General features: G+C 68.8%; 22 protein-coding genes and 1 pseudogene. 9 read left to right on the forward strand and 14 right to left on the reverse strand.

Annotation, left to right across the window (positions count from 1 at the left end):
• Positions 1–27 precede the first annotated feature (27 nt).
• Positions 28–798 (forward strand): annotated as a pseudogene (locus tag G5C60_RS03200) (GNAT family N-acetyltransferase).
• 400 nt (positions 799–1,198) lie between these two features.
• A complete protein-coding gene (locus tag G5C60_RS03205) occupies positions 1,199–1,966 on the forward strand; it encodes an NPP1 family protein (protein WP_165254619.1) in 768 nt (255 codons plus the stop codon).
• A 39-nt stretch (positions 1,967–2,005) separates the two neighbouring features.
• Here the strand turns inward: G5C60_RS03205 and G5C60_RS03210 are convergent, their stop codons facing one another.
• Positions 2,006–2,686 carry a hypothetical protein gene (locus G5C60_RS03210; RefSeq protein ID WP_165254620.1) on the reverse strand — a complete coding sequence of 227 codons (681 nt, stop codon included), beginning with the start codon at positions 2,684–2,686 and terminating at the stop codon, positions 2,006–2,008.
• A 198-nt stretch (positions 2,687–2,884) separates the two neighbouring features.
• Between G5C60_RS03210 and G5C60_RS03215 the strand changes: the two genes are divergently transcribed.
• The gene (locus G5C60_RS03215; protein ID WP_165254621.1) at positions 2,885–3,514 is read left to right on the forward strand and encodes an NADPH-dependent F420 reductase; all 630 of its coding nucleotides are present in this window, start codon (positions 2,885–2,887) and stop codon (positions 3,512–3,514) included.
• 111 nt (positions 3,515–3,625) lie between these two features.
• On the opposite strand, the gene G5C60_RS03220 is transcribed toward G5C60_RS03215, so the two are convergent.
• From G5C60_RS03220 to G5C60_RS03250, 8 genes are all read right to left on the reverse strand, one after another.
• Positions 3,626–4,990: an FAD-dependent oxidoreductase gene (locus G5C60_RS03220; protein ID WP_165254622.1), complete on the reverse strand. Its 1,365-nt coding sequence runs from the start codon at positions 4,988–4,990 to the stop codon at positions 3,626–3,628.
• Positions 4,991–5,081: 91 nt separating this feature from the next.
• The gene (locus G5C60_RS03225; protein ID WP_338145670.1) at positions 5,082–6,311 is read right to left on the reverse strand and encodes a cytochrome P450; all 1,230 of its coding nucleotides are present in this window, start codon (positions 6,309–6,311) and stop codon (positions 5,082–5,084) included.
• A gap of 182 nt (positions 6,312–6,493) precedes the next feature.
• Complete coding sequence (locus tag G5C60_RS03230; protein ID WP_165254624.1) at positions 6,494–7,378, reverse strand: Gfo/Idh/MocA family protein; 885 nt, start codon at positions 7,376–7,378, stop codon at positions 6,494–6,496.
• Between the two features lie 79 nt (positions 7,379–7,457).
• Positions 7,458–7,631 (reverse strand): hypothetical protein, encoded by a 174-nt coding sequence (locus tag G5C60_RS50925; protein WP_206439047.1) that lies wholly within the window; start codon positions 7,629–7,631, stop codon positions 7,458–7,460.
• A gap of 31 nt (positions 7,632–7,662) precedes the next feature.
• Complete coding sequence (locus G5C60_RS03235; RefSeq protein ID WP_338145671.1) at positions 7,663–9,567, reverse strand: ATP-binding cassette domain-containing protein; 1,905 nt, start codon at positions 9,565–9,567, stop codon at positions 7,663–7,665.
• Between the two features lie 271 nt (positions 9,568–9,838).
• Positions 9,839–10,093 carry a hypothetical protein gene (locus G5C60_RS03240; protein WP_165254625.1) on the reverse strand — a complete coding sequence of 85 codons (255 nt, stop codon included), beginning with the start codon at positions 10,091–10,093 and terminating at the stop codon, positions 9,839–9,841.
• Positions 10,094–10,181: 88 nt separating this feature from the next.
• Positions 10,182–13,127, reverse strand: a complete 2,946-nt coding sequence (locus tag G5C60_RS03245) for a GH92 family glycosyl hydrolase (protein ID WP_165254626.1) — start codon at positions 13,125–13,127, stop codon at positions 10,182–10,184.
• A gap of 253 nt (positions 13,128–13,380) precedes the next feature.
• Positions 13,381–14,076, reverse strand: a complete 696-nt coding sequence (locus tag G5C60_RS03250) for a DNA alkylation repair protein (protein ID WP_165254627.1) — start codon at positions 14,074–14,076, stop codon at positions 13,381–13,383.
• Positions 14,077–14,234: 158 nt separating this feature from the next.
• Here G5C60_RS03250 and G5C60_RS03255 point away from each other — a divergent pair, with 158 nt between their 5' ends.
• Positions 14,235–16,214 (forward strand): heavy metal translocating P-type ATPase, encoded by a 1,980-nt coding sequence (locus G5C60_RS03255; RefSeq protein WP_165254628.1) that lies wholly within the window; start codon positions 14,235–14,237, stop codon positions 16,212–16,214.
• 326 nt (positions 16,215–16,540) lie between these two features.
• Here the strand turns inward: G5C60_RS03255 and G5C60_RS03260 are convergent, their stop codons facing one another.
• The 3 genes from G5C60_RS03260 to G5C60_RS03270 form a co-directional block, all read right to left on the reverse strand.
• Positions 16,541–16,852 carry an ArsR/SmtB family transcription factor gene (locus G5C60_RS03260; RefSeq protein WP_165254629.1) on the reverse strand — a complete coding sequence of 104 codons (312 nt, stop codon included), beginning with the start codon at positions 16,850–16,852 and terminating at the stop codon, positions 16,541–16,543.
• A 124-nt stretch (positions 16,853–16,976) separates the two neighbouring features.
• Complete coding sequence (locus tag G5C60_RS03265; RefSeq protein ID WP_165254630.1) at positions 16,977–17,279, reverse strand: hypothetical protein; 303 nt, start codon at positions 17,277–17,279, stop codon at positions 16,977–16,979.
• 585 nt (positions 17,280–17,864) lie between these two features.
• Positions 17,865–18,356, reverse strand: a complete 492-nt coding sequence (locus G5C60_RS03270; protein ID WP_165254631.1) for an FBP domain-containing protein — start codon at positions 18,354–18,356, stop codon at positions 17,865–17,867.
• A 71-nt stretch (positions 18,357–18,427) separates the two neighbouring features.
• On the opposite strand from G5C60_RS03270, the gene G5C60_RS03275 reads away from it, so the two are divergent.
• The 3 genes from G5C60_RS03275 to G5C60_RS03285 all read left to right on the forward strand — a co-directional run bounded on the left by G5C60_RS03275 (position 18,428) and on the right by G5C60_RS03285 (position 20,796).
• Positions 18,428–18,997: a TetR/AcrR family transcriptional regulator gene (locus G5C60_RS03275; RefSeq protein WP_165254632.1), complete on the forward strand. Its 570-nt coding sequence runs from the start codon at positions 18,428–18,430 to the stop codon at positions 18,995–18,997.
• Between the two features lie 30 nt (positions 18,998–19,027).
• Positions 19,028–20,230 (forward strand): GDSL-type esterase/lipase family protein, encoded by a 1,203-nt coding sequence (locus G5C60_RS03280; protein WP_165254633.1) that lies wholly within the window; start codon positions 19,028–19,030, stop codon positions 20,228–20,230.
• A 203-nt stretch (positions 20,231–20,433) separates the two neighbouring features.
• Positions 20,434–20,796: a hypothetical protein gene (locus tag G5C60_RS03285; RefSeq protein WP_165254634.1), complete on the forward strand. Its 363-nt coding sequence runs from the start codon at positions 20,434–20,436 to the stop codon at positions 20,794–20,796.
• Positions 20,797–20,916: 120 nt separating this feature from the next.
• Here G5C60_RS03285 and G5C60_RS03290 read toward each other — a convergent pair whose 3' ends face one another.
• Entirely contained in the window at positions 20,917–22,278 is a 1,362-nt protein-coding gene (locus G5C60_RS03290; protein ID WP_338145672.1) for a pectate lyase family protein, read from the reverse strand.
• Positions 22,279–22,521: 243 nt separating this feature from the next.
• Between G5C60_RS03290 and G5C60_RS03295 the strand changes: the two genes are divergently transcribed.
• Positions 22,522–23,970 (forward strand): MFS transporter, encoded by a 1,449-nt coding sequence (locus G5C60_RS03295; RefSeq protein WP_165254635.1) that lies wholly within the window; start codon positions 22,522–22,524, stop codon positions 23,968–23,970.
• A gap of 202 nt (positions 23,971–24,172) precedes the next feature.
• Here the strand turns inward: G5C60_RS03295 and G5C60_RS03300 are convergent, their stop codons facing one another.
• On the reverse strand, positions 24,173–24,844 hold the full coding sequence (locus tag G5C60_RS03300) for a TetR family transcriptional regulator (RefSeq protein ID WP_165254636.1): 672 nt from the start codon (positions 24,842–24,844) through the stop codon (positions 24,173–24,175).
• Positions 24,845–24,937: 93 nt separating this feature from the next.
• Here G5C60_RS03300 and G5C60_RS03305 point away from each other — a divergent pair, with 93 nt between their 5' ends.
• A complete protein-coding gene (locus G5C60_RS03305) occupies positions 24,938–26,464 on the forward strand; it encodes a DHA2 family efflux MFS transporter permease subunit (RefSeq protein WP_165254637.1) in 1,527 nt (508 codons plus the stop codon).
• Positions 26,465–26,480: the final 16 nt, after the last annotated feature.

Here is a 26,480-nt window from a genome sequence, read left to right on the forward strand (position 1 = left end):
GGCCCATGATCCTGCCCGTCCAGCACCTTGCCGCCCGGCCTGACCGTGCGTCCGGCGACGCTCGAGGACGCGCCAACTGGCCGATCTCCAGGCCGACTTGAAACACCCTGAGGCGGACCTGGAGCGGGATTCCTGGCTGCTGTTCGACGGCGACCGGCTGGTCGGGTACGGACTGCTGTGGGACGAGTCCGGCGGCGAGCGGATCGACATGGACCACTACACGCTGCCGGGCCGGCAGCAAGGTGCCCTGCATCTGTTCAACCTGATGGAGGCCCGTGCAGCGGAGCGAGCGGCCGCCAACGGGGCGACGCGAGCGGTGGTGCACCTGCACCTCAACATCGCCCTCACCACGGACCTGCGGGCGCTGCGCGGCCGAGGCTGGCGCCCGGTCTGCCGCTACAACGTGATGGCCCGTCACCTGTCCCTCGCCACCGTCCCGTTGCCGGCGCCACGGCCCGGCGTCACCCTGCGACCCTGCCTGACCGAACCGGACCGCCGACGCGCCCACGCACTGCTGCAGGAATCCTTCGCCGACCACTTCGACTTCCAGCCGCGTACGTACGGACAGTGGCTGGACGACATTGACGCCGAGCGCACCGACTGGTCACTGGTATGGATCGCACATGTCGACGGCCTGGGGGACGCGGCGGTGCTGCGCACCCACAAAGACCGCCCCTCGATGGCCTGGATCAGCAACGTCGGTGTCCTGCACCAGGCCCGACGCCACGGCCTCGGCAGCCACCTCCTGCGCCCCTCGATTTCGCCGTCGACACCTGGGAGTTGATCCGCCCCGTCTGAGCCCGATGACAACTGGTCACAGCACGGTCGCACCACCTGCCCGTTGTCACTCCGGCGGTTCTGTCAGGGCCTTGAACGCCGGGCGGAGAAGGGCGGCGATACGTTCGGCCGGGGCGTCACGGAGCCGTACGCGCGGGATACAGGGCGGTCTGAGCGTCGCCCGCGCCAGGGGGTGAACGGCGGCCCCGTTCACGGCCGTTGAACTCGCACGCTTCCGGTTCGACCATGGACAGGTCCGAGTCCCGGCAGGCCAGGCACTTCGCCAACTCCCGTGTATTGGTTGGCCCTTCATCGTTTCAACACCTGTCAGATCTCGTCGCGTCAACGAGGTTCGGGGACCCTGATCTGGGCATGTCAATCGTGCCATGTGCCCCACACCGTGGTCGATCAGGAGGACGCGTTGAAGACGAGTTCACGGATCCGCAGAGCAACTCTGATCCTCGGCAGCGCCGTTGCGCTGGTCGTCGCCTTCCCGGGCACTGCTCTCGCGGACCCGCCCAAGTTCTTGCCCGCCAACGCGGAAGCACTGGAGCAGACGTTCCAGCCGTCGTACGACTACGACACCGACGGCTGCTACTCCACGCCCGCCATCGGCCCCGACGGGACCGTCAACGGCGGCCTCAACCCGAGCGGGGCCCTCAACGGCCAGTGCCGCGACGCCTCGGACCTCGACAACACCAACGGGTACTCCCGGTACAAGTGCAACAACGGCTGGTGCGCCATCATGTACGGCCTGTACTTCGAGAAGGACCAGGCCGTGGCAGGCAGCGGTCTCGGCGGACACCGCCACGACTGGGAGCACGTCGTGCTGTGGGTGCAGAACAACCAGGCCCAGTACGTGTCCACTTCGGCCCACGGAGGCTTCAGCGTCTACGGCCGCGACCAGATCCGCTGGGACGGCAACCACCCCAAGATCGTGTACCACAAGGACGGCGCGAGCACGCACGCCTTCCGCCCAGCCGGGTCCAACGACGAGCCGCCGGAGAACCACAAGGGCACCTGGCAGTTCCCCCCGCTGGTCGGCTGGAACGGCTACCCGGCGGGGCTGCGCGACAAGCTGAGCCAGGCCGACTTCGGCAGCGCCAACTTCGGTCTCAAGGACGGCAACTTCAACGCCCACCTCGCAGCAGCCAAGCCGGCCGGCATCGCATTCGACCCCAACGCATGACGAACGGATCCCAGGGTTGTCGGGCGAACCCCAGGGTTGTCAGTGGTCGGCTTGTTCGGGCTGCGTTTCGGTCTGGGGCGGTGCCGTCGTCTCCTTGGCCTCCGGCGTGGTGTAGAAGACGGACGAGCCCTGCTTGGTGCGGTGGGCGTGGCTCTTGGCCACGAGTCCTTCGAGCGTGGTGCGTACGACGGTGGTCTTGATACGGCGGTCGGGGTGGGCCTGGTCCAGCGCCGTGGCGATCTCCGCTGCGGAGCGCGGTTCGCTCTGCTGGGTGAGATGACGGCGGATGAGCTCAACGAGGGTGGGCTGGGCCGCCTTTGTGGCCTCGGCCTTGTCCGCCGCGGGCTTCTTGGCCGCGGGCTTCGTGGGCGCGGGCTTCTTGGGCGCTGACTTCTTGGCCGTCTTGTCGCCCTGTGCGGTGGTGGCCTTCTTCGCCCGGGACTGCTTGCCGGTGCCGGGCTCGGTGGTGGCCTTCTGCCGGGGAATGGGGTGTGCGGTGGCGTCTTCGGGAGCGGGCTGAACGAGTGCGCCCGCGCCGAGCGCCTGCTGCATGTTCACCAGCACGGTGTGGTCATGCTGCAGGGCGAGCAGTTGCTCCTGCAGCGCGCCGATTTCCGCCCCGATGCGTTCCTGCTCCTTGGAGTTGCGTTCGAGGTCGCTGGCCACCTGGGCCATGTACTGCGAAGTCAGTTCGGTGGTTGTGGGCGTGCTCTCCGTCATGGTGCTGACCTTCCTCGGTTCTAGGCATCGGGGCTGAGTAACTGCGTGGGTGCCCCGGCGTAGGCATGGTACGTATGGTTGCAGCCGGTTGTTCCCCTCGAGTGCACCTCAGGTGCTGCGGACCTACATCTTTCGTACCGGTCCTGTCTGGGCCCGCAGCCCGATCCGCTTGCCCAGGGGCGTCGTTAGCGTCACACCATGCGTATAGGAATCTTGGGCACAGGCAATGTAGGCCGGGCACTGGCAGCGGGCTGGTCTGCGGCGGGGCACGATGTCTTACTGGGGTCGCGTGGGCCGAAGGACCACACAGATCTGGGTTTCACCGTCGTCGGTCTCGGTGAGGCGGCCACTCATACGGAGGTAGTGGTCAACGCGACGCCGGGGACGGCATCACTGGACGTACTGGCCACGATCGGAGCGCCGGCGCTGGCCGGGAAGACACTCGTCGATATCGGCGTCGGCCTCTCCGACGACTTCACTGAGCTCTCCCACCCCAACAGCAGTCTGAGCGAGCAGATCCAAGCGGCGTTCCCCGAGACCTTGGTGGTCAAGACGCTGTGCACCATGGACGCCTCCGCCATGATCCACCCGGGTGGCCTGGAGGGCCCGAGTACCGTCTTCCTGTCCGGCAACAGTGCCGAAGCCAAGCAGACCACCGCCCAACTGCTCAGCGACCTGGGCTGGCCCCCGGCATCCCAGCTGGACATCGGCGGCATCACCACCGCACGTGGGCAGGAACACTTCGCCCTGCTGTTCATGGGAATCGCCAACGGCCTGGGAACCCACACGTTCAACATCAACGTCGTCAGCCGATCGGCTTCGACCTGATACTCGAAGATGCCCGCACTCACCCCCCCCGAGCACCCAACACTCAACACCGCCGCGCGGCCGGGCCGTACCCCCAGAAACGGGGTACAGCCCGGCCGCGAGGTGTGAGGGCTACGCGTCGCTCGCCCTGAGCATGTCCTCACGTTCGACGATCTTCACGCGCTCCCGGCCCTCGGGCTCGCCCAGCGCCTTCTCCGCGGCGTCCAGTCGGTACCAGCCCTCCCACGTCGTGAAGCGGACGTTCCGCTCGACGAGGAACGCGTCCACCGCTTCCGGGGCGGGCGAAGCCGGCGCGTGCAGGCGGCCGTTCGCGTGGTCGTCCAGCAGGTTGGCGACCGTCTCGTTGGCGTCGCCCTTGGTGTGGCCGATCAGGCCCACCGGACCGCGCCGGATCCAGCCCGTGACGTACGTCGACTGCAGATGCGCGCCGGTGTCCTCGAGCACTCGGCCGCCGCTGTCCGGCACCGTGCCCGACTCGACGTCCCAGGGCAGCTTGGGCAGCTTGTCGGAGAGGTAACCCACGGCGCGGTAGACCGCGGTGATGTCCCAGTCCTTGAACTCGCCGGTGCCCTTGACGTTTCCGGTGCCGTCGAGAGCGGTGCGCTCGGTGCGCAGGCCGACGACCCTGCCGTCCTCGCCGAGGATTTCGGCCGGCGACTCGAAGAAATGCAGGAACAGTTTGTGCGGTCGGTTGCCGACATCGCGGATCGCCCAGTTCTCCAGCGTCTTGGCGACCATGTCGGCCTGCTTGTTGCCGCGCCGGGTCTCGATCGAGCCCTCGTCGTAGTCGATGTCCTCGGGGTCGACGATGACCTCGATGGTGGGGGAGTGGTCCAGCTCCCGCAGCTCCATCGGGCTGAACTTCGCCTGCGCCGGTCCGCGGCGGCCGAAGACATGGATCTCGCGGGCCTTGTTGGCCTTGAGGCCGTCATGGACGTTCGGCGGGATCTCGGTCGGCAGCAGTTCCTCCGCCGTCTTGGCCAGGATGCGCGCCACGTCGAGCGCGACGTTGCCGACGCCCAGTACGGCGACCTTCTCCGCATCGAGCGGCCAGGTCCGCGGGACATCCGGGTGGCCGTCGTACCAGGAGACGAAGTCAGCAGCGCCGTAGGAGCCGTCGAGGTGGATGCCGGGTATGTCGAGTGCCCGGTCGGCCGTCGCCCCGGTGGAGAAGACCACCGCGTCGTAGAAGGAGCGCAGGTCGTCCAGGTTGATGTCGGTCGGGTAGTCGACGTTGCCGAAGAGACGGATCTGCGGCTTGTCGAGGACCTGGTGCAGGGCCGAGATGATGCCCTTGATTCGTGGGTGATCGGGGGCCACGCCGTAACGGATCAGGCCGAACGGGGCGGGCATCCGCTCAAAGAGGTCGATGGACACGCCGGGTTCGGCGGCCACTTCGGACTTCAGCAGCGCGTCGGCGGCGTAGATCCCGGCGGGGCCGGCTCCGACAATGGCTACCCGCAGGGGGCGGGGCATGATCAGGTTCCCTTCGAGCGGTGACAGGCGACTCGTCGGCAACCCTAAACTAAGGCAAACCTAACTTGGTACGAGGGCTGGGTCTATGACCTCATAAGGCTGTCTTATGGCCCGGCTCTGGCTTGGGTATGGCCACCGTCAGGTCCCGGATCTCATAGCCCCCGATGTCGTCCTTGAAGGAGACACGTGGCCGCGTGGTCATCCGGATGCCCTCGAGAGTGAAAAGACGACTGAGGAAGACGTCGGCCTCCAGAATCGCGACGCCTGATCCTGGACACCGGTGCGCACCGTCCCCGAAGGACAGGCCGGCCGCGCCGGGACCCGACTCCAGCGCCCGGCCTGGGCGTACGAGCAACGGCCGGCATCCCACAGCCTGCGGATCGGTGTTGGCATCGTCGAGGAAGAGGTCGAGGAGCTCGCCCGGTTGCACCGAGACCGGCCCGTCGGGCGTGGGAAGTTGCAGTTCAGCCGTGGTCCGTCGGCGCAGACGCGCGACCACGGGTTCCAGCCGCAGGATCTCGTGGAGCGTGGCGAGGCGCCCGGCTTCGTCCGCCGTACGGTAGTGATCGAGCAGCGCCGGATCGGTGAACAGGTGCCACGCGGCCACACAGATGAACTCACGAGTGGTGACCATTCCGGCCGCGGCGAATGTCAGGCACTCGCCGAGAATCTCGGCGTTCGAGCAGCCTTCGCCCATCAGATGGGAGATCAGGTCGTCATGCTCGCGCTTGCGATGCGCACGTACGGCGGGGCGGACGTCGGCGAGATAGATGCGGAGCCAGTTGGTGTTCTGCCGGAAGAACCAGTAGACGCCGCGCGCAGTGGTCAGGCCCGGTTCGCCGAACTTCTCCGGGAAGAACCGCTCCAGTCTCCCGCGGATGCCGGGCCTGCTGTAGCGCAGGCCGATGATCTCGCTCGCCACTCCGATCGCCACGCCGAAGCTGAGCTCGGCCAGTTGAGCCTCACCCGCCGTACGCAGCACCGCGAGCTGCTCCTCCGCGATGCGCACCATCAGATCGCGGTAGTGCTCGTCCACGCGGCGAGGAGTGAAGAAGCGCGCGGTCTGCCGACGGTGTTCCCTGTGCTCCGGGCCGTCCCGGTACAGAACGGGGCGGCGGATGCGTTGCGGCAGCTTCTCCACGGTCTCGATGCCGAGACCGGCCTGTACGGTTCCGGTGCTGCGCAGCACCGACCGCGCGGCTGCATAGCCGTGGACCTGCCAGGTCCCGTCCTCCGCGCGGCTGACCGGACAACTTGGCCGATCAGGCCCCCTGTCGATCTTCCGCGCGGTGTCCTCCCCGTCCTTCCCGTCGTACGTCACGCCGGATCCCCCAGGAGCAGCACCAGCCGACCTCCGTCGCTGTCGCGCGTGAACGGTGTGGCCACAGGATCCGGCACCTCGCTGCCCATGGCCAGCCCCATACCAGCCCCATGGTTGCGAAGTTCCGCCTGCGGCAGCCGAGTTGCGCCTCGACGGCATGGAGGCCGGCGTCCGAACGTGCTTCAGGACGCCACTGGCAACTGCGCTTCGGCCGCTGTGAGTATCTCCGTCACCCGCAGGCCGAAAGCGGCGTCGCACGGGTGCGGGCGGCCGGTGCGGGCAGCGGTGAGGAGAGCGTCGGCGGCCCGGGTGAGAGCGTGGACCGGTCCTTCGGAGGAGGCGGGCAGGATGGCCGTTCCCGCCTTGCCGCGCAGTTCGACGGTGGCTCCGGCAGCTGCGGGCGGGGCGGTGAGGCTGAGGGTCAGGGTGCTCGAGGCCCCGCTGATGTGCTGAAGGACCAGGTGCACGGTGTCCTTCGGGCCGCGTGCGGCGGCCGCCACCCGCTCGACGTCGCCGAGAACCGGCAGCAGCACGGACAGGGCGTGCGGGCCGACGTCCCAAAGACCCCCCTTTTCCCCTCGCCATGGCGAGGCCGCGAACGGGCTGTCGCTGGTGAACACCGAGCCGAGCCACTCCGCGCGAGCGGTGAACCAGCCGTCCGTAGCGGCCTGTTCGGCGATCCAGGCTTCGGTCGTCGTCTGGAAACGGGAAGTGAAGAAGACGACCGAGGCGACGTCGGCCTGCCCGGCCGCCTCGACCACGGCCCGCCCCTCCTCGGCGCTCGCCGCGAGGGGCTTGTCGAGAAGCAGATGGCAGTGCGCCCGCGCCGCGCGCGCCGCCAGTGGGGCCTGAACGGCGGGAGGCAGGGCGATGGCAACCGCGTCCACCTCGGCGAGCAGGGCGTCGACGTCCTCGTACGCGCGTGTGCCGTGCCGTTCGGCCAGGGCCTTGGCCGCGTCCGTGCGTCTGCCCCACACGCCCACGAAGTCCAGTTCACGATGCTCGCTCAAGGCGGGGGCGTGGGTCATCTCAGCCCACGGTCCTGTACCGAGCAGTCCGATGCGCATACCGCCGCCTCTTCTCGTGCCGATCCCATGCGGCGACCGATGCCGGCTGTCGTCCGGCCGCCTGTGTGCGGTGAGCTTTTCACGCGGGTCCCGACGGCGTACACCTGCCCATCGTGCCTGGCCACGCAGGGCCGCCGGTGTCGACCGTGACCACGCCCGTGTCCCCGCAGACGAAGCGGGCCACCGCGGCGGTCACTCCGCCGCCCGTGCCCGTCGAGCGGACGGACCGGGGTGCCGCCTCCGCCGTGGGCACGGCACCAGCGGTGAGCGGTCGGCGGTCGGCTTCAGCGGTCGGTGGACAGGGCCAGCAGTTCGGCGAACAGGCCGCCGCCGTGGGCGAGTTCGTCGTACGTGCCCTGCTCGGAGATCCGGCCGTGTTCCATGACGACGATCCGGTTGGCGATCTTGGTGTTGATCAGCTGGTGGGTCACCACGATCGTGATGCGGTCGGCGGCGATCGCCTTGATCTGTTCGAGGATGGCGTGCTCCCCGCGGGCGTCCATCTGCGAGGTCGGCTCGTCCAGGATCAGCAGGTCCGGCCTGCGGTACAAGGCCCGCGCGCACGCCAGGCGCTGCCATTGCCCGCCGGACAGCTCGGTCCCGCCCCACAGCTCCCTGGCCAGTAGCGTGTCAAGACCGTGCGGAAGATCCTCGACGACCTCCCGCATGCCGACCGCCTCCAGCACCTGCCACACCCGTTCGTCCCCCACCTCGCGGGGCTGTCCGAGAGTGGTGTTGTCCCTGACGGCGAGCGGCCATTGTGCGAAGTTCTGAGGTACGAGACCGGACATCTCCCACAGGCTGTCCGGGTCGAGGTCGGCGACGTCGTGCCCGTTCCAGGTGATGCTGCCCTTGTCGGCCAGGAAGATCCCGGCGAGCAGGCGGGTGAGGGTGGACTTCCCGGAGCCGTTCTCGCCGACGACGGCGAGGATCTCGCCGCGGCGCAGGGTCAGCGACACCCCGGCCACGGCCGGGGTGTCCTTGCCCGGGTAGCGGTAGACGGCCTCGTCGAGGTGGATCTCCTCCACCGGCCCGGTCAGGGCCAACTCGCCGCGTTTTGGGGCCCGTTCGGCGGCGAAGTCGAGGAAGCTGCTCATGTCGGCGAGGTAGAGGGCGGTGTGGAACATGGCCGCGCCATAGATGACGAGCTGGCTGAGCGCGGCGAGCGTCGTCTGCACGGCGACGACCGCGGTGGCGGCGATCGCCGGCTCGATCCGTCCGGTGGCGGCCAGCCAGGCCAGCGCGGCCCAGGTGCCGACGAGGAAGACGCCGCCGATCGCTGAACCGGCGAGCGTGATCCGCAGCATCCGGGGCGCCACGGCGAGGGTGCGCGCGTCGATGCGTTCGGAGATCGACCGGTACCAGAACACCAGATACGACGTCATGCCGTTGGCGCGGATCTCGTCCGTGAACTTCGGGGTGGTCGACCAACCACGCATACCGTGCCGCACGTTGCGGTCGCCCACATTGGCGTAGTGGGTCTCGTACGTGACCTTCGCATGCAGAACGGCACCCACCGCGGCCGGGACGACGGCGAGCATCAGAAGCGGCAGCATCAAGGGATGCAGCACGGACAGCACCCCGCTCGCAGTGATCATACGGACGACGGCGGCGGTGAACCGGGTGGCGTCCTGCACCATCAAGTGGCTGCGGACCACCCCCATCTCCGCGGCCTCCTGGCGGTCCGCGCAGCCGTCCTCCGCACGGGCCGCGGCCTCCATCCTGCAGACGGCTTCGACCAGCGCGCTGTCCGCTTCGGTCGTCAGCCGGGGAGTGATCCGGCCGTCCGCGTACGAGGCCAGCGCGGTCGCGACCCGCCCGGCCGCCGCCGCGGCCGTGATGACCAGCAGCGCTGGCAGCGCCTCGTGCAGCCGGTCGGCCACCGGTCCCGCGGCCAGGACCGAACGCATCGCGCGGGCGGTGGAGGCGAGCAGGACGGCGGCGCTCGCGCCGACAGCCAGCTGGCACCCCGCCAGCAGCAGCACGGCCCGGCGGTCGATGGCCCACGCCATCCTGGCGGTCTGCGCCAGCACCGACGGAAGCCGCCCGCACATCGCCGCGAACGTGGCCTCCGCCAGCGGATTCTTGCCGTGGCGGCCCTCGTAGCGCAGCTCGGCGGGCGGTGGAGGCGGCGGCCGGCCGGGTACCGTCGTATGGGCCGTGATCTGAGCCTTCGTCTCGGAGGTCACTGGGCTCCTTCGTCTCAGGGCGTTCGCCGCTGCCGTGTGGACATCGACATCAACGACCTGAGCCGCGATATCGAACACACGTGTTTGAGACGGGGGCCGATCCGCATGACGGAGCGATGCACGGCTCGTGCAAAGGCCATGAACCCTTGTGCCGTCCGGGTCGCTCCGAAGCAGGTAATGGCCGAAACGCCGAGGCCGATACCTGTGTGACTGGTGGGCTTCGAGGTGCGGTGCTGCGGCTTCACACAGCAGTAGTCCCGACTAGTGCCGACTAGTCCCGCTGCTCGGTGCGATTGAGGCCGCGGGCGATCTCCTGGAGGATCTCCTGCTCGGACTTGCCGGTCATTCGAGACATCTGCCGCAACAGCAGAGCGCAAAGGGCTGTGGCGCCATCGGCGACCTGATCCAGATTTCCGTCGGACCTACGGCGCTCCGCCATGTACTTCGTCATCAGGTCGTTGCTGGAGGTGTACGCGGTCATGGCCTCAATGCCGAGGCGGACGCGGTCGTAGTCGTTCGTTGTCATGGCGCCACCGTTCCACGGGCGCGCAGGACGGCGCCACTCTCACCCCCTCCTGGGCGCCGTCCGGCGCGTTCGAGCCGTCGGCCGCTGCTTACTTCGACGTCGCGACGTCGAAGACATGCATCACGCCCTGATCGCTGCCCTGCGGGAGAACGACCGCGTCGACGACTTTGCCGGCATCGAGCGCCGCCGGTCGCGTCGCGAACACACGGAAGGTGCCGTCACCGCTCGAACCGTTCGCGTTGTTGCGACCCGTCACGGTGATCAGTTCGATGTTTCCTGCCGAGGTCGAGGTCGAGGCCGAGGCTGACGCCGGCGCCGCCCAGTCGGTGAACCCGAGGGCGACCTGCTGGGTCGACCCGTCCGTGTACTCCACCGTCGCCGTCCCCGCCGCGGGCCCGTTCGTCGCCAGACCGAGGAAGGAGATGCTGTCGGCCGGCGCGTTCGCCAGGTCGACGCGCTGCCCGTGCGGGAGCCAGTTGTCCGGTTTGCCAGGCGCGGTGTCGGGCCAGGTGAACGTGATCCCCGTACCGTCGAGCGGGATCTCGGCCCCCGGCTTCGCTCCGGCCTTCGCGAGGCTCTCGCGGGAGAGGGACCAGTCGCTGAAGTCCATCGAGCCCAGGTTTCCCCGGCCGTCGGGGGTGGTGCCGACGTTGTTGCGCGCGTCGGAACCGTCGGCGTACGAAGGCGGCACATCGTCGGCCCCGGTGCCCCAGCCCTTCGGGGTGGCCGACATCGCGAAGTCGAGGGTGCCGCCGGAGCGTACGAACTCGGCGTCGATCCAGGACGAGCTCTGAGGGGCACGGTCGACGCGCAGACCAGCGGTGTACCGCTTCCCGTCCTCGACACCCTCGGCCTTGATCCTGATGTCCCGGTCGCCGCCGACGGGATCGATGACGATCTTCCCGAACATGGGCGCGCTGACCACGAGGTCACCGGTGCCGTAGATCGTCGGGAACACACCGAGGTTGGCGAACACGTACCACGCGCTCAGCGCACCCTGGTCGTCGTTGCCCGGCAGTCCTGACGGGGAGGTGTCGTACATCTCCTCAACCGCGCGGTACAGCACGTCAGTTGTCTTCTCGGGGGCCCGCAGCCAGTTGTAGACCCAAGGCGTGCCGAAGGCCGCCTGGTTCGAGAGGTAGTTGCCCGTCTGGGTGTACGCGCCCGCGTCGAGGTCCTTCATGAGGATGTCGAGCGCGGTCATCGACGCCTCGATGCCACCCCGTTTCTCGATGAGCGTCGCGAGATTGTGCGGAACGAGCCAGCCGTACTGGTACCCGGTCGACTGGTTGAACTGCCCGCGTCCCGCGCTGTCTTCGCGCACCCGGAGGTCGAAGCCCCGGTCGAAGCCGGTGCGCTCCCTGGGCCGGATGTGCCGGGTCTCCGGGTCGAAGACGTTCATCCAGCTCTGCGCGCGCCCCATGAAGAAGTCGTACGACTTCTCGTCGCCAAGTCGCTGAGCCAGCTGAGCGATCGCGAAGTCGTCGATGGAGTACTCCAGGACCCGCGAGGTCGCGAAGTCACCCTTGCGGTTCTCGATCAGCCCCGTGGCGAAGTACTGGTAGCCGTCCGTCCGCGTCGTCTTCGTCGCCGGAAGTACCTGCGTGGAGACCATCGACTCGAGCGCCGCCTCGCGGTCGTAGTCCGTGGCCCCCATGTCGTCGAGGGTCGACACGATCACCTGCAGGTTGTCGCCCTGCATCCGCGCCGCCCCCGGTGCCCAGGACCCCGTCTGCTCGGTGAGGAGCACGATCGACTCGTTGATGTCGTTCGCGACCTCCGGAAACGTGAGCGCGATGAGTTGGGCTTGGCTGCGGTACATGTCCCATCCGGAGCCGGCGAAGTTCTTGTAGAAGTGCCGGCCCTTCTCGACGGTGTGTACCTTGCCGTCGTAGCCGAGGTATTCGCCGCCCACGTCGTCCCGGATGTTCGGGTGCAGGAACGAGTGGTAGAGGGCCGTGTAGAACTTCGTACGCTCCTCATCGGTGCCGCCGTCGACGTCGATCGTGCCGAGGGCCTCTTTCCAGAGGTTCTTCGCCTGCGTGCGCACCTTGCCGAAGCTGGCCTTGCCGGTTTCGGTGTCCCGGTTCTCCGCGGCGTTCTCGACGTCGACATAGCTGAGACCGGTCTTGGACGTCACCTTTGCGCCGTCGGCGAAGGTGATCCAGGCGCCGGTGTCGTGCCGGTAGTCGGCACTCACGTCGTCCGTGCTCTTGACGGCGTGCCTCGCGCCGGCGGTCATCGCGCCGTCCTTCCAGACGCCGTACGACTTGAAGTCCTTGTCGTAGGTGGTCGAGAAGTACGCCCGGTAGTAGTTGCCGTTGTCGCACACGTCGGCCCCGTACATCCATCCGCTCACGGTGCGGGTCTCGGGGTCGATCGTCACCTCGCTGCCGAAGGTGCGGTTGTTCGGCCCCGACACGTCCAGGAGCAAGGTGGAATCCCCGCTCTTCGGGAAGTCGAAAGTACTCACGGCGGTCCGCTTGGTCGCGGTGAGCTCGGCGGTCACTCCGTTGTCCAAGTCGACCGAGTAGTAGCCGGGTTGGGCCACCTCGTTAGCGTGGTCGAAGCCGAGGTAGTAGTCCTTGATGTTCGTCGAAGGGTTGCTGGGCAGTACGCCGTTGTCGAGCTGCCCGGCGTAGGGGATCACCGGGAATTCGTATCCGCCGTAGCGCCCTGTGCAGCCGGAACCCGAGTACCGCGTCATGCCGAAACCGCGAATGAGGCCGGCCGTGTACTCGTACCCGCCCTTCTCACCGACGAGCGGGTTGCCCGGCTTGTACGTGGTCGGGCTCGACTGCACCATCCCGAACGGCACCGCCGCGCCCGGGTAGGTGTTGCCGTACGCGTCGTTGCTCTTGTTCTGCGTCGTGTCCATCTCGGTGCCGATGAACTGGTCGACGGCCTCGAAGGGCCCGAGATCCGAGGCAGCGGACGACGGGGCGGAGACGAGCGTCGTCGACAGCAAGCCGGCCAGGGCACAGACCAGGAGCACGACTCGGCGCCACGAACGCGCAGAACTCCGTAAGAGCATTGACGTTCCCTTCCACAGGGGGTGAGAGCCGCGCCAGTATCAGGCTCGAAGGAGATGCACGTCCGACGATCAGTCGTCGAACGGCCCAATGACGGGTGACGTGGCGCGACACCCGTGTGTGGTAAAAGCTGCTCCGGAAGCTGCCCGTCACGCGGACCGACCGGCCCCGCGTCACGATGGCTTCCGGCTACGAAAGTCGCTCGTCCGCCCGGAGCCCGCGAACTCGTCGCGGAGCCTCTCTGCCTCTCGCGCTCTATTTCTTGTGCTGACGGTGCACCATCTCGGCGATCCAGACGGGCGCGAACGGAGACGTGCAGTTCGGGGGAGTGGGGTAATCCTTGAGCACTTCCAGGCGCTCGCCGATGTCGATCGCCCGGGCGCGGTGCTCGGCGTGCTGAATCCCGATCTGAGCCAGGCAGTGGTTCATCGCCCACTGAAGGCGGTCCGGGGCGTCCTTCATCTCCGCCTCGATGACATCGAGCAGTCCCGCGAGGTCGAGGCCCTCGGGGTTCTTCGCCACCCGCTCGGTGGTCAGCGCCCAGCCGGCGCTCGCGACCACTGGATCAGGATCCCTGCACCAGGCGAGGCGCAACTCTTCGGAGTACGGGTTCTTCTTCACCACGTAGTTCACGAGCCAGTCGTGCACCTTGGGGGCGCGGGTCTCGCGCAGCATGGTGTCCAGCTCGTCGCGTTCGAATGCCCTCGGACGGCAGATGAGGATCGCCAGGAGCTTCGCCGCGGTGTCATCCGTCTCCCAGAGTTCGCGCGCGAGATCCTGCTGCGTCTTGAGCTGCTTCGCGAGCGCGCGTAGCTTGCCGAGGTTCACACCGTGATCGTCACCGTGCTTCTCATTCACTTGGCGAATCTTCGGGTCCTCGAGCACGGCCAACTCAGCCATGACCTGCGCCACCGTCGTCTGGCTCACCTCAGCCTCCTGTCCATCGCGCATGAAATGTAGCCCACGGGGTTCATTCTTCAGGCATGAGACATGAATGTATCTTCATGTGATCCTGTATGGTGGGGGCGATTCCGAGAGCCGCGGTCTGCGAGAGCTGCCGTCCGCTCGTACGCCCTCATGCGTCTGCGTCCCTTACAAAGGACCACTGAATGACTTCCACGCTCACCCCGCCGTCGGTCGACCGGGCGGTGTCTGCACGCACCGAAGGCGCGCCCCGGCGGCGTACCCGCATCCTCGCGCTCCCCGAGGCCCGCTGGGCTGCCGCGGCCACCGCCCTCTTCCTGCTCGCGCTGCCCTTGCAGCTGACCGGCGCCCCCGCCTGGACCTGGGGCCCGCTGTACGCGCTCGCGTACGTCACCGGCGGCTGGGAGCCGGGCTGGGAGGGGCTGAAGGCGCTCAAGGAGAAGACCCTCGACGTCGACCTGTTGATGATCGTCGCCGCGCTCGGTGCGGCCGCGATCGGGCAGGTGATGGACGGCGCCCTGCTGATCGTCATCTTCGCCACCTCCGGCGCCCTGGAGGCCCTGGCCACGGCCCGCACCGCCGACTCGGTCCGCGGACTGCTCGACCTGGCCCCGGCCACGGCCACCCGGCTGACGCCGGACAGCGGTGAACAGACCGTGCCCGTCGAGGAGTTGACGGTGGGCGACACCATCCTCGTACGGCCCGGAGAGCGCGTCGGCGCCGACGGCCGCGTACTGGACGGGGCGAGCGAGGTCGACCAGGCGACCATCACCGGCGAACCGCTCCCCGCTCCGAAGGAGCCCGGGGACGACGTCTTCGCGGGCACCCTGAACGGCACCGGAGCCCTGCGGGTCCGCGTCGACCGCGACGCCTCCGACTCGGTGATCGCCCGGATCGTACGGATGGTGGAGGAGGCGTCCGAGACCAAGGCGCCCACCCAGCTGTTCATCGAGAAGGTCGAACAGCGCTACTCGCTGGGCATGGTGGCCGCCACCCTCGCCGTCTTCCTGGTGCCGCTCGCCTTCGGCGCGGAACTGGCCGACTCGCTCCTGCGCGCCATGACCTTCATGATCGTGGCCTCGCCGTGCGCGGTCGTACTGGCCACCATGCCGCCGCTGCTCTCCGCGATCGCCAACGCCGGACGGCACGGCGTGCTGGTCAAGTCGGCCGTCGTGATGGAGCGGCTCGGTCAGGTGGACACGGTCGCGCTGGACAAGACCGGCACGCTGACCGAAGGCAGCCCACGCGTCACCGACGTCCGTCCGCTGCCTGAATCCGGCCTGGGGGAGGGCGAGTTGCTGGCGCTCGCGGCAGCGGCCGAGCACCCCAGCGAGCACCCGCTGGCCCGAGCGGTCGTGGACGCGGCCCGTGAGCGCGGCCTCGACCTGCCCGTCACGGACGACTTCACGTCAGCGCCCGGCGTCGGAGTGAAGGCCGTCGTCGACGGCCGTACGGTCGAGGTGGGCGCCCCGGCCCGGCTGCTGGACGACGCCCGGCACCCGGTCGTCGCGATGGCCGAGGACCTTGAGGAGTCCGGCCGTACCGCCGTCCTGGTGGTTGTCGACGGCGCCCCCGCCGGGGTGCTCGGCATCGCGGACCGGCTGCGCCCGGACGCCGCCGCCACCGTCGCCTCCCTCACCAGGCTCACGGGCACCGCTCCGACCCTGCTCACCGGCGACAACCCCCGGGCCGCCGCCCACTTGGCCGCCGAGGCCGGCATCGACGACGTACGTGCCGGGCTGCTGCCGCAGGACAAGCTGAGTGCGGTCAAGGAAATGGAGGGTGCGGGCCGCAAGGTGATGGTCGTCGGGGACGGCGTCAACGACGCGCCCGCCCTGGCCGCTGCCCACACCGGTATCGCCATGGGCCGGGCCGGCTCCGACCTCGCCCTGGAGACCGCCGACGCCGTGATCGTCCGCGATGAACTCGCCGCGGTCCCCACCACCGTCGCCCTCTCCCGCCGGGCCCGGAGGCTGGTGATCCAGAACCTCGTCATCGCCGGGGTGTTCATCGCCGGACTCGTCGTCTGGGACCTGACCGGCACCCTGCCGCTGCCACTCGGAGTGGCAGGCCATGAGGGCTCCACCGTCATCGTCGGCCTGAACGGACTGCGCCTGCTGCGGGAGGCGGCCTGGCAGCGGGCCGCCACCGAGGGGACCGGCTGACGGCCCGGACGCCGACCAACCGGCTTCCGGCCGGGCGGCTCCTTGCGCAGGGGCGGTGGGCGGGCGTGCGGGACCGGGGGACGATGCGACCGGGGACTGATGTGACACGGCGTCCTACCGTCCGACCTGGCGGACCCGTTGGGGATCTCGCGTACGCGGCTCTCCAGCCACCTGGCCGATCGCAGTTGCCCGGACACGGAAGAGAAGGGCATCTGCTGACGACGCCGATATCACTCGGCTCCTCGGGGCGTGTGCTGGGAACGGCGAAGGCCACCCGGCGGGGGCCGGGCGGCCTTCGAGGTGGTGCCGGGTCGTGACTGTCGGCGCTACTCCTGTGCGTGGCGGATGGCGTCCAGCACGATGTGCGCCACGTGGTCGTCGGTCAGGCTGTATCGGGTCTCGCGGGCCTGGCGCCGGGCCGTGACGATCCGGGAGGTGCGCAGCACCCTCAGGTGCTGGGAGACCAGTGGCTGGCTCACGCCCAGGGTGGCGACCAGTTCGTGGACGTACTTCCCGCCGGTGGACAGCTCACGAACGATGCCGAGGCGCACGGGCGAGGCCAAGGCCCGCAGCAGCTCACTGGCGGCCTGCAGGGTCTCTGCGGGCTCGTTCTCCGGGGGAGGGGACATCGTAGACATATGCAGATATTAGCATATGGCAATGATTTCCCATTCGACTGTGACGCTGTCCGTCTGACCCGGCGTCACCTCGGTGTCGGCCGTCAGTTGGTCGTCCGTGACCGTCAGTGGTCGTCAGTGGTCGTCAGTGGTCGTCCCAGTGGCCCTCGTGGGCGGCGTGGCGATGGCCGTCGTGCACATAGTCGGTGTGGCCGTCGTGCGGCACGGCGACGTGGCCGCAGCCCTCGCCGTGCTGGTGGTCGTGTCCTTCGTGGACGGTGTGGCCTCCGCCGGCGCACTCGTCGATGTGGTCGCCGTGCGCCCGGTGGATGTGGCCGTCGTGGGCGTAGTCGGTGTGGTCGCCGTGGGGGACGGCGACGTGACCGCAGTCCGCGCCGTGGGCGTGCGTGTGGTTCTCGTGGGTGCGGTGGTCGGTGGCGCTGGTCATGGGGGGGGCTCCTTGTCTTGTGCCTGGCGTTGCTCAACGGCTCGGAGTGGGCAACGCATTGCGACATTAACATATAGCGATCCCTGCATGCGTCTGGTGAGGCGCTCTGCCGTGGACCGCCGACTCGATCCTCCGTGACGGGAAGTCATGACCGGGTCAAGGGCCGGCAACGGGTGCGCAGAAAAACGGGGTGCGCGGAAAAGAGGTCGGCATCGGTGGTTGTGGGCGTCGAGCCTCGGGCCGGTCACGCCGTGCTTACGGCGGTTTCGCGGAGCTACCGCCCCAGAGGTGTCGCCTCCGCGGCGCTCGACGGCGCGCTGCGTTTGATGCGTGCCATCTCATCGGTCGGGCCGAACTGACACCAGCCCACGCAGACCGGGGCGTCGTACGCGAGGGCGGCGTGGCCCGGCCCTCCCTGACGCGGCGCTCTTGCTCGGTGCGGCTCTGTTCCGCGGTCTTCGTGCGCCCCACACCCTCGGCGTGAAAGGCCATGCACCAGCAGCCGCCCCCTACGCCCTTGTGACTCTCGACGAGCCGAGCGAAGTCCGGCCAGGTGGCTTCACCGGGCTGCCGAGCCGTCCGGAGTCAGGCGGTCACCTTGGCGATGAACCCGGCGACGTTCGCCACGGTCCGCTGGATCTTCTCCTCCAGGGTGAGCGATTCCTGGAGCCGTGCGCCGACACCCGCGTCCTTCTTGCCGCGCACGTACAGCGAGCAGGCGAGGTCGCTGCATATGTAGGCGCCGACCGAGTTTCCCTGCTGCCCGGCCTTCCCCGCCTTCGGCGCAACCATCAGGGAGACGCCGCCGGTGTGGGTCGTCAAGCACATCGAGCACATGCTGCGCCGTATCTGCGAGGAGGCAGGGCTGGGGCAGCGCAGCGCGATGGCCTTCAGGCGGCCGTCCAGCTCGGTGACGAGGTAGGCGCGGCCGGGGGCCTGCGGATCTCGCCAGCCCAGGTAGTCCAGATCGCCCCAGGGCCGTTCGGCCAGGTCGCGTGGGACGGACAGGCGCTTCGCCTCGCCCTTGGTGCAGTTCACGAACGCGGTACGGATCTCCGGCTCAGTCAGTGGTTTCATGAAGGCCAGGCTAATTTGCCTAAAGGTCTTAGGCAAATACATAATCGGTTACGTCGAACGAGAGGAAGGGTATGGCACGCGTAGGACTGACCACGGAACGCTTGACCCGGGCGGGAGCCGAACTGGCCGACGAGGTCGGCTTCGACCAGGTGACCGTCTCGGCGCTCGCCAGGCGGTTCGATGTCAAGGTCGCGAGCCTGTACTCGCACGTGAAGAACTCCCAGGACCTCAAGACCAGGATCACGCTGCTCGCCCTGGAGGAACTCGCCGACCGGGCCGCCGACGCCCTGGCCGGGCGGGCCGGCAAGGACGCCCTGACCGCCCTCGCGAACGTCTACCGCGACTACGCCCGGGAGCATCCCGGCCGCTACGCCGCAGCCCAGTTCAGGCTCGACCCGGAGGCGGCGGCTGCCAGCGCCGGCGGCAGGCACGCGCAGATGACGCGGGCGATCCTGCGCGGCTACGACCTGACGGAGCCGGACCAGACCCACGCGGTCCGGCTCCTGGGCAGCGTCTTCCACGGTTACGTCAGCCTGGAGATGGGCGGAGGCTTCAGCCACAGCGCCCCCGACACACAGGCAACCTGGTCACGGGTCCTTGACGCCCTCGACGCCCTGCTACGGAACTGGCCCGCACCCTGACACAGCCCCCACCCGGACAGGCATCGAACCATGAACACCCATAGCACTAAGGGCAACGACCACAACCTGATCACCACGCCCATCATCGCGGAGCTCGTGCGCGGCGCCCTCGACCTGGAGCGCACCGCGCACGGGGTACTGCCGCACCGGTTGCCCGCCCGGGCCCGTGCCCAGTACTCAGACGCGCAACTCGCCATGGCGGAGTCCCAGCCCTCGGGCGTACGACTGCTCTTCCGCACCCGGGCCACCACCGTCGAACTGGACACGCTGCCCACCAAACGGCTCTACGTGGGTGCCCCGCCCCGTCCGGACGGAGTGTACGAACTGCTCGTCGACGGCCGCCCGGCCGGCCGGGCCACCGTGACCGGCGGCAACACTCAGACCATCGACTTGGCCACCGGGAGCGCCGAACACCAGCCCGGCCCGGTCGGCACCCTCCGCTTCACCGACCTGCCCGACGGCGTCAAGGACGTCGAGATCTGGCTGCCGCACAACGAGACCACCGAACTCGTCGCCCTGCGCACCGACGCCCCCGTCGAGCCCGTACCGGACCGGGGTCGCAAGGTGTGGCTGCACCACGGCAGTTCGATCAGCCACGGCTCCGACGCGGCCGGCCCCACCACGACCTGGCCCGCGCTCGCCGCCTCCCTCGGCGGCGTGGAACTGATCAACCTCGGCCTGGGCGGCAGCGCCCTGCTCGACCCCTTCACCGCCCGCGCAATGCGGGACACCACCGCCGACCTGATCAGCGTCAAGATCGGCATCAACCTCGTCAACGCCGACCTGATGCGCCTGCGCGCCTTCGGCCCGGCCGTCCATGGCTTCCTCGACACCATCCGCGAGGGCCACCCCACCACCCCGCTGCTGGTCGTCTCGCCCCTCTACTGCCCCATCCACGAGGACACCCCCGGCCCCGCCGCCTTCGACTTCAGCGCGCTCGCTGCCGGAGAGCTGCGGTTCCGGGCCACCGGTGACCCTGCCGAGCGCGCCGCCGGGAAACTGACGCTCAACGTCATCCGGGAGGAGCTGTCCCGCATCGTGAAGCAGCGCGCGGCCGACGACCCCCACCTGCACTATCTCGACGGCCGCGACCTCTACGGCGAAGCGGACTTCGCCGAGCTGCCGCTGCCCGACCAGCTCCACCCGGACGCCGCCACCCACCGCCGCATCGGCGAACGCTTCGCCGAGCTGGCCTTCACCGCCAACGGCCTCTTCACAGACCACAGGGCCTGAAAGCGGCTTTGTCGTAACCGTCGATATCGGACTTATCGCGGTGACGTGTAACGCGTCATCCGAGCGCGGCGCAGGTTCCATAAGGGCGCGGAGCGCGACCCGTATGCGTCCACGGCCGGGAATTCTCCCATTGAGGGAGCCTCTCTGCCGTGGCCGTCCTTCCCTTGCCTTCGAGGCTGTGGACACGCCAGATTGGAATCCCCGTGAGTAACACCGAACCCGTACACGGAAATCAGGGATACGACCGCAACCAGGGTCACAACCACCGCTACCAAGGGCCGAGAGACGGCTCCGCGGCGAGGCGAGCAGCCCTGGTCATCCACACCATCGCCGATGTCGCCGCCCTGTTCCTGGGTCTGTGGATCCTCCTCTACCTGCTCGAGGCCAATCAGGCGAACGTCTTCGTCGAGTTCGTGGAAGACGCCGCCGACTCGCTGGCCTGGTGGTCACGGGATATTTTCACCATGGACACAGAAGGTCTGCGGGTCCTTCTCAATTACGGCCTGCCCGCCGTGATCTATCTGCTGATCGGTCACGGCGTGGCCGCGCGGGTCCGCCACCTCTGACGGAATTCGTCATCCGCTCGCAGATGTGAAGAATGGGAAACCGTGTGAGTGGGAAATTGAATCCGAACTCGTGAGCTCGTGAGTCGTGAGCTCGAGGGCGGCTGAGGCCGGCGCAGACCGTCAGCCCCTGGGCCCGGAGTGGTGCAGGACGTAGCTCCGCACCGCGGACGCCGACGTCAGCGGGCGATAGGGGTAGACATCGGCCGGGTCCCAGCCGGTGTCGGTGCTGAACCCGTCCGCGGCCTCGGCGGTGGCCGCGGCGTTGAGGTGGGCCGGGCGGCCGTTCAGCCAGGAACCCGTGTCACAAAAGCGCGTACCCCCGTAGATCGTGACCACCACGGCGGGGGCGGCGCCCGGGCCCTCGTACAGGAATACGTTCTTCTCGGAGACGATCGCGGACTCCACGCCGATGCCGAGTGCGTACCCGGTGTCCCCGGCCCGGCCCCGGTAGACGTTGTTGACCACGTGCACCTGTCCGAAGCGGACGCGTGGGGCGCGCTGCACGATGTCGGTGAAGAGGTTGCGGACGAAGGTGACCTTCAGGTGGCCGCGGTCGCGGTCGCCCCGGCCGTCACCGGACCCGATGAGGACCGCCTTGTCATGGTCGGTGAACCGGCTGTCGGAGACCGTGATGAAGTCCGAGCCGTCCTCGATGTCCAGCAGCCCGTCGTGCCGCTGGACCCGCTCGCCGTGGAAGCCGGCCGGCGCCGTGCGGTCCGGGAAGCGGCCGTCGGTGAACGTGCAGTGGTCGACCCAGATGTTCTTGCCGGTGATCACCGCCAGAGCGTCGAAGCGGGCGTTCCAGCTGCCTTGCTCCCCGTCGTCCGGCGACCAGGTGGTGAAGTGGTCGACGGGTGCTTCGAGGTGGAGATCGCGGACGATGATGTTGGTGCCCGTGTTGACGCTCAGGAAGACGCCGAGCAGGCGCGCGTCGCCTCCCGTGCCGATGAGTGTGGTGTTGCTCGGCACGGTCAGCTGGATCTGCTGCTTCTCCGCGTTCGAACCGGTCTGCCGCAGGGTCCGCTGCTGCTTGCAGTAGGCGTAACGGGTGTCGGACCATTCGGCGCCGTCCTCGCCGAAGCACGACATGTACTTCGCCAGGTCGTAGCCGGGGGCGTAGTCCTGCTCGCCGAGCAGCGTGCCGTCGGCGGCCTCGTGGCCGCTGATGTCTCCCTTGACCCGGATCACCTTGGGCGCGTTCGGATCACCGTGGTTGGCCAGCGCCTCCTTCAACTCCGCGCGCGTCGACACCGTCCATACGGATTCGGGGGCGGCACCCGCGCCTCCGGTGGTGCCGCCGTCGACGGAAGCCCAGCCGACCGGGCCGGTGTCGCGGGGTGTGGAAGCGGTCGCGGGGCCCGCCGGCAGCAGGGCGCAGACCAGGAGGAGGGCTGCGACGAGACTCCTGCGTACGCGGTCTGCGGGTACGGCCGCGCGGACCGGATCGGCAGAGGGTAAGTGAATCGGTTCAGACGCCGTCACCGGGGTAACGGTAGAGGCCCTGTTCCGCAGGTTCAACAGTCATGACGTCATTCCCGTCCACCGTCGGCCGGGGCGAGCCGCCCGGGCTGGAGGGGCCGGACGGGTCACTGCTCTGGCATGTCATCGGCCGGATGACGGTCACACGCCAGGTGGCTTCATTTCGCTCTTGCATACCCCCCTCCCGTATATTACGGTGCACGCCGAAGGTACCCCCTAGGGGTATACGAGAGAAGGGATGAACCCATGTCAACCGTCAATCCCCGGCGCTGGTGGGCACTGGTCGTGCTCGCCGCCGCCCAGTTCATGGTGATCATGGACACGTCGATCATCGGGGTGGCGCTCCCCGAGATGCAGAAGGACCTCGGTTTCTCGCAGGGCGATTTGCAGTGGGTCTTCAACGCGTACGTCATCGCCTTCGGCGGGCTGCTACTGCTCGGCGGCCGCCTCTCCGACCTGCTCGGCGCGCGCAAGGTCTTCAACGCCGGTTGGGTGGTGCTGATCGCCGGCTCGGTCGTCGCGGCCGCCGCGCAGACGGCCTGGGTCGAGGTCGTCGGCCGTGCCGTGCAGGGTGTGGGCGGTGCGCTGATCGCGCCCTCGGCCATGACGCTGCTGATGATGCTCTTCGCGCACGACCCGAAGGAACTCGGCAAGGCCATGGCGCTCTACGGTGCCGCGGCTCCTGCGGGCGGCACGGCCGGTGTGTTCCTCGGCGGGGTCTTCACCGAGTGGCTGAGCTGGCCGTGGATCTTCATCATCTACGTCCCGATCGGCGTCGCCACCCTCGCGGCCACCAAGCTGCTTCCCGCCGTCGGAAGCCGCCGCGGTGCCGTCGACGTACTCGGAGCCGCCGCGGTCACCGCCGGTCTCGCTCTCGCCGTATTCGCCATCGTCCGTGCACCGGAGGTCGGTTGGGCCGCTTCCGGCACCGTGCTCCAGCTCATCGGTGCCGCCGCGCTGCTCATGTTCTTCTTCGTGATCCAGAAGACGGTGCGGGAGCCGCTGATGCCGCTCGGCATCTGGCGCGTCCCGCGGCTCGGCTCGGCCAACCTGGCGATGACCCTGCTCGGCGCCGCGTGGATCCCCATGTGGTACTTCCTCAACCTCTATCTCCAGCAGGTCCTCGGTTATGGGGCGTTTGCGTCCGGCGCCGCGCTGCTGCCGATGACGGGCCTGCTGATGATCTTCATGACGTTGATCACGGCGAGGCTGATGGCGAAGTTCGGTGCCAAGCCGCTGATCGGCGGGGGTCTGCTGGTCCTCGCGGCCGGACTGCTGTGGCTGTCCGCCGTGGAGCCCACGGGCACCTTCGCGGTCGACGTCCTGCCCGCCTCGCTGGTCGCGGCGCTCGGTATGTCGCTCGCCTACATCCCGGCGATGATGGCCGCCATGTCCGGGGCCCCGCAGGAGCAGGCGGGTCTGGCGTCCGGCATCGTCAACACCACCTACCAGGTGGGGTCGGCGCTGGGTCTCGCGGCGCTGACCGCGGTCGCCACATCGCAGGGCGCCGGCCGGCTGGGCGATCTGCCCGCACTGACGGACGGCTTCAGCGCGGCGTTCGTCTGGGCCGCGGGGATCGCCGCCGTGGGCGGGTTGGTCACCCTGCTGGTGATGCGGAGTGAAACGGCGGCCGCGGCTGCCGCGCAGCAGACCGACGTCGCTCCGGCGGCGCATGGCGACCGGGCCGGCGTGTAGCGGGCCGGCGCTCAGTGGGCAAGCGGAGAAGCCCCTGCGGCGTCGCCGTCACCAGCACGCAAGAACCTGCGAAGGGCCGTCCGGCACCGGGTAACCGGTGACGGACGGCCCTTCGTGACGCCGCGTGGCCAGGAGACCGAGAGGCCCGCGGGGGTGGGCAGCGCGGCCATGGTGGCAGCGGCATCGCAGACGAGTGGGACCGTCATCCCGCTGAGGGGAGTCGGCCCGCAGCGGCCGGTGCCTTGAACGCTGCGGTCAGCAGGGTGACCAGCCGTTCAGTGTCCTCCTCCGGTGCGGCGACGCTGTCGTCGGGACCGTCGGGGCGGTCGGGGTGGAGGTCGCCGAGGCTGCCGGACTGGTGCAGGCCCAGCAGGCCGACCATGGCCCGGTAGCGGAACTCGACCTCCTCCGGGGGGAGTTGGGGGAGTGCGGCGCGCAGGGCGTCGAGGTACTGGCCCTCTGCCGGGCCGACTTCGGAACCGAAGAGATGGCGGATGGCCGGGTCGGGCTCGCACATGACCCGTCCGAGGAAGCGCGCGACCGTCGTACCGCGCTCGCCGCTGTGTTCCAGGATGCTGGCACCCGTCACCACGAAGGCGCGTACCAGCTCCTCAATGGTGGGCTTGTGGCCGGAGGCGCGCAGTTCCTGGAGCAGGCGCAACCGCTCGGAGTTGACCGAGGCCATCGCGCGCTCGACGACGGCACGGAACAGCCCCTCCTTCGAGCCGAAGTGGTAGTTGACGGCGGCCACGTTGGCGTCGGCCGCCACGGTCACGGTGCGCAGGGACGTGGCGGCGAAGCCGTGTTGGGCGAAGAGCCGCTCTGCTGCGTCCAGGAGGCGTTCCCGGGTGGAGGCGGGACGGGTGTCGTTCACCGCCCCAAATTAAAACGAGCGCTTGATTGAGGCAAGCTGACGTGCTCCACTGAAACAAGCGATTGAAACGAACGCTTGAATGGAGTACCTGTCATGCAGCAACCCAGCGGTCCGCTCGTCACGCCCGTCGCGGTGAGCGCGGCGCGAAGGACGGCCGTGCTGACGGTGATGTGCCTCGCCCTCGCCGTTGTGGTCGGCATGCTCGCCTCGCTCCTGGTGGCCGTGCCCGACATCGCGCGGGACCTGCGGGCCACCGAGTCCGAGCTGCAATGGATCATGAACGCGTACGGGGTGACCTTCGCCGGCCTCCTGCTCCTGGGCGGCGCATTGGGCGACCGGTACGGACGCAAGGGCGTCCTGCTCGCCGGTCTCGCCGTCTTCGCGTTCGCCTCGGGCGCCGTCCTGTGGATCGACGACGTGAACCTGATGATCGGCCTGCGCGGGCTGGCCGGAGTGGGAGCCGCCCTGGTCATGCCGATGACCCTGTCGATCATCACTCATGTCTTCCCGCCCGAGGAGCGCGGCCGGGCGGTCGGCATCTGGTCCGGGGTCAGCTTCGGCTCAGCCCTGCTGGCCGTACTCCTGGCCGGCGGGCTGCTCGAGGCATACTCGTGGCGCTCGGTGTTCGTGGCCAACACCGTGCTAGCTGCCCTCGCCTTCGTGACCGCGGCCGTGCTCGCGCCGACCTCGAAGAACGCGGAGTCCACGCCCCTCGACGCACTGGGTGCACTGCTGTCGGTCGTGGGTATCGGCGCGTTGGTCTTCGGCATCGTGGAGGGGCCGGAGCTCGGCTGGAGCGACGGTACGGTGCTCGCCGGCTTCGCCGTAGGGGTCGCGGGCCTCGTCGCGTTCGTGCTCTGGGAGCTGAAGGCCGAGCACCCGCTGCTCGATCCGCGGCTGTTCCGCCTGCGCGGCGTGTCCGCGGGTTCACTGATCATCACGGCCGAGTCGATCGCCATGCTCGGCTTCTTCTTCCTCGGCCTGCAGTATCTGCAGGAAATCCTCGGCTACTCGCCCATCCAGTCCGGGCTCGCTCTCGTCGCGATGGCCGCCGGTGCCATGGTGTTCTCACCTGTCGCCCCCGGATTCGCCAAGCGCTACGGCATGCGGGCCGTCATGACGCTGGGCATGGCGGTGATCGCGGCCGGGCTCGGCGTGCTGGGTGTCACCGTCGACAGCGGGAGCATCTGGACCTTCCTCACCGCCACCACCCTGCTCGGCGCGGGCATCGCGTTCGCCGCGACCCCGGCCACCGAGGCCATCGTGGCCGCCCTGCCGCCCGCCAAGCAGGGAGTCGCCTCCGCGCTGAACGACCTGACCCGCGAACTCGGTGGCGTGCTCGGCATCGCGATCCTCGGCAGTGTCTTCAACACCACGTACCGTGCCGACACCGGAGATGCGGTGCGAGGTCTGCCGACCGAAGCCGCGGAGACCGCTCGCGACTCCCTGACCGGCGCGCTCCGTACGGCCGACCAACTCGGCGGACGACCCGGTGCCGAACTGGCAGACGCGGCGCGCGATGCGTTCAACGCCGGCATGACCAACGCGCTCCTCGGAGGTATCGCCGTCGTCCTCCTCGGCACCCTCGCGGCCGTGTTGCTGCTGCCCCGACGCCGCTGAGGGGTGCGCGGGACCA

Source organism: Streptomyces scabichelini (assembly GCF_011045015.1).
Taxonomy (GTDB): Bacteria; Actinomycetota; Actinomycetes; order Streptomycetales; family Streptomycetaceae; genus Streptomyces; species Streptomyces scabichelini.

Coding starts and splice junctions, on each gene's coding strand:
- G5C60_RS03210 (WP_165254620.1), bottom strand. CDS start 2,686: ATGACGGAGAGCACGCCCACAACCACCGAACTGACTTCGCAGTACATG.
- G5C60_RS03215 (WP_165254621.1), top strand. CDS start 2,885: ATGCGTATAGGAATCTTGGGCACAGGCAATGTAGGCCGGGCACTGGCA.
- G5C60_RS03220 (WP_165254622.1), bottom strand. CDS start 4,990: ATGCCCCGCCCCCTGCGGGTAGCCATTGTCGGAGCCGGCCCCGCCGGG.
- G5C60_RS03230 (WP_165254624.1), bottom strand. CDS start 7,378: ATGCGCATCGGACTGCTCGGTACAGGACCGTGGGCTGAGATGACCCAC.
- G5C60_RS03240 (WP_165254625.1), bottom strand. CDS start 10,093: ATGACAACGAACGACTACGACCGCGTCCGCCTCGGCATTGAGGCCATG.
- G5C60_RS03245 (WP_165254626.1), bottom strand. CDS start 13,127: ATGCTCTTACGGAGTTCTGCGCGTTCGTGGCGCCGAGTCGTGCTCCTG.
- G5C60_RS03250 (WP_165254627.1), bottom strand. CDS start 14,076: ATGCGCGATGGACAGGAGGCTGAGGTGAGCCAGACGACGGTGGCGCAG.
- G5C60_RS03255 (WP_165254628.1), top strand. CDS start 14,235: ATGACTTCCACGCTCACCCCGCCGTCGGTCGACCGGGCGGTGTCTGCA.
- G5C60_RS03260 (WP_165254629.1), bottom strand. CDS start 16,852: ATGTCTACGATGTCCCCTCCCCCGGAGAACGAGCCCGCAGAGACCCTG.
- G5C60_RS03265 (WP_165254630.1), bottom strand. CDS start 17,279: ATGACCAGCGCCACCGACCACCGCACCCACGAGAACCACACGCACGCC.
- G5C60_RS03270 (WP_165254631.1), bottom strand. CDS start 18,356: ATGAAACCACTGACTGAGCCGGAGATCCGTACCGCGTTCGTGAACTGC.
- G5C60_RS03275 (WP_165254632.1), top strand. CDS start 18,428: ATGGCACGCGTAGGACTGACCACGGAACGCTTGACCCGGGCGGGAGCC.
- G5C60_RS03280 (WP_165254633.1), top strand. CDS start 19,028: ATGAACACCCATAGCACTAAGGGCAACGACCACAACCTGATCACCACG.
- G5C60_RS03295 (WP_165254635.1), top strand. CDS start 22,522: ATGTCAACCGTCAATCCCCGGCGCTGGTGGGCACTGGTCGTGCTCGCC.
- G5C60_RS03305 (WP_165254637.1), top strand. CDS start 24,938: ATGCAGCAACCCAGCGGTCCGCTCGTCACGCCCGTCGCGGTGAGCGCG.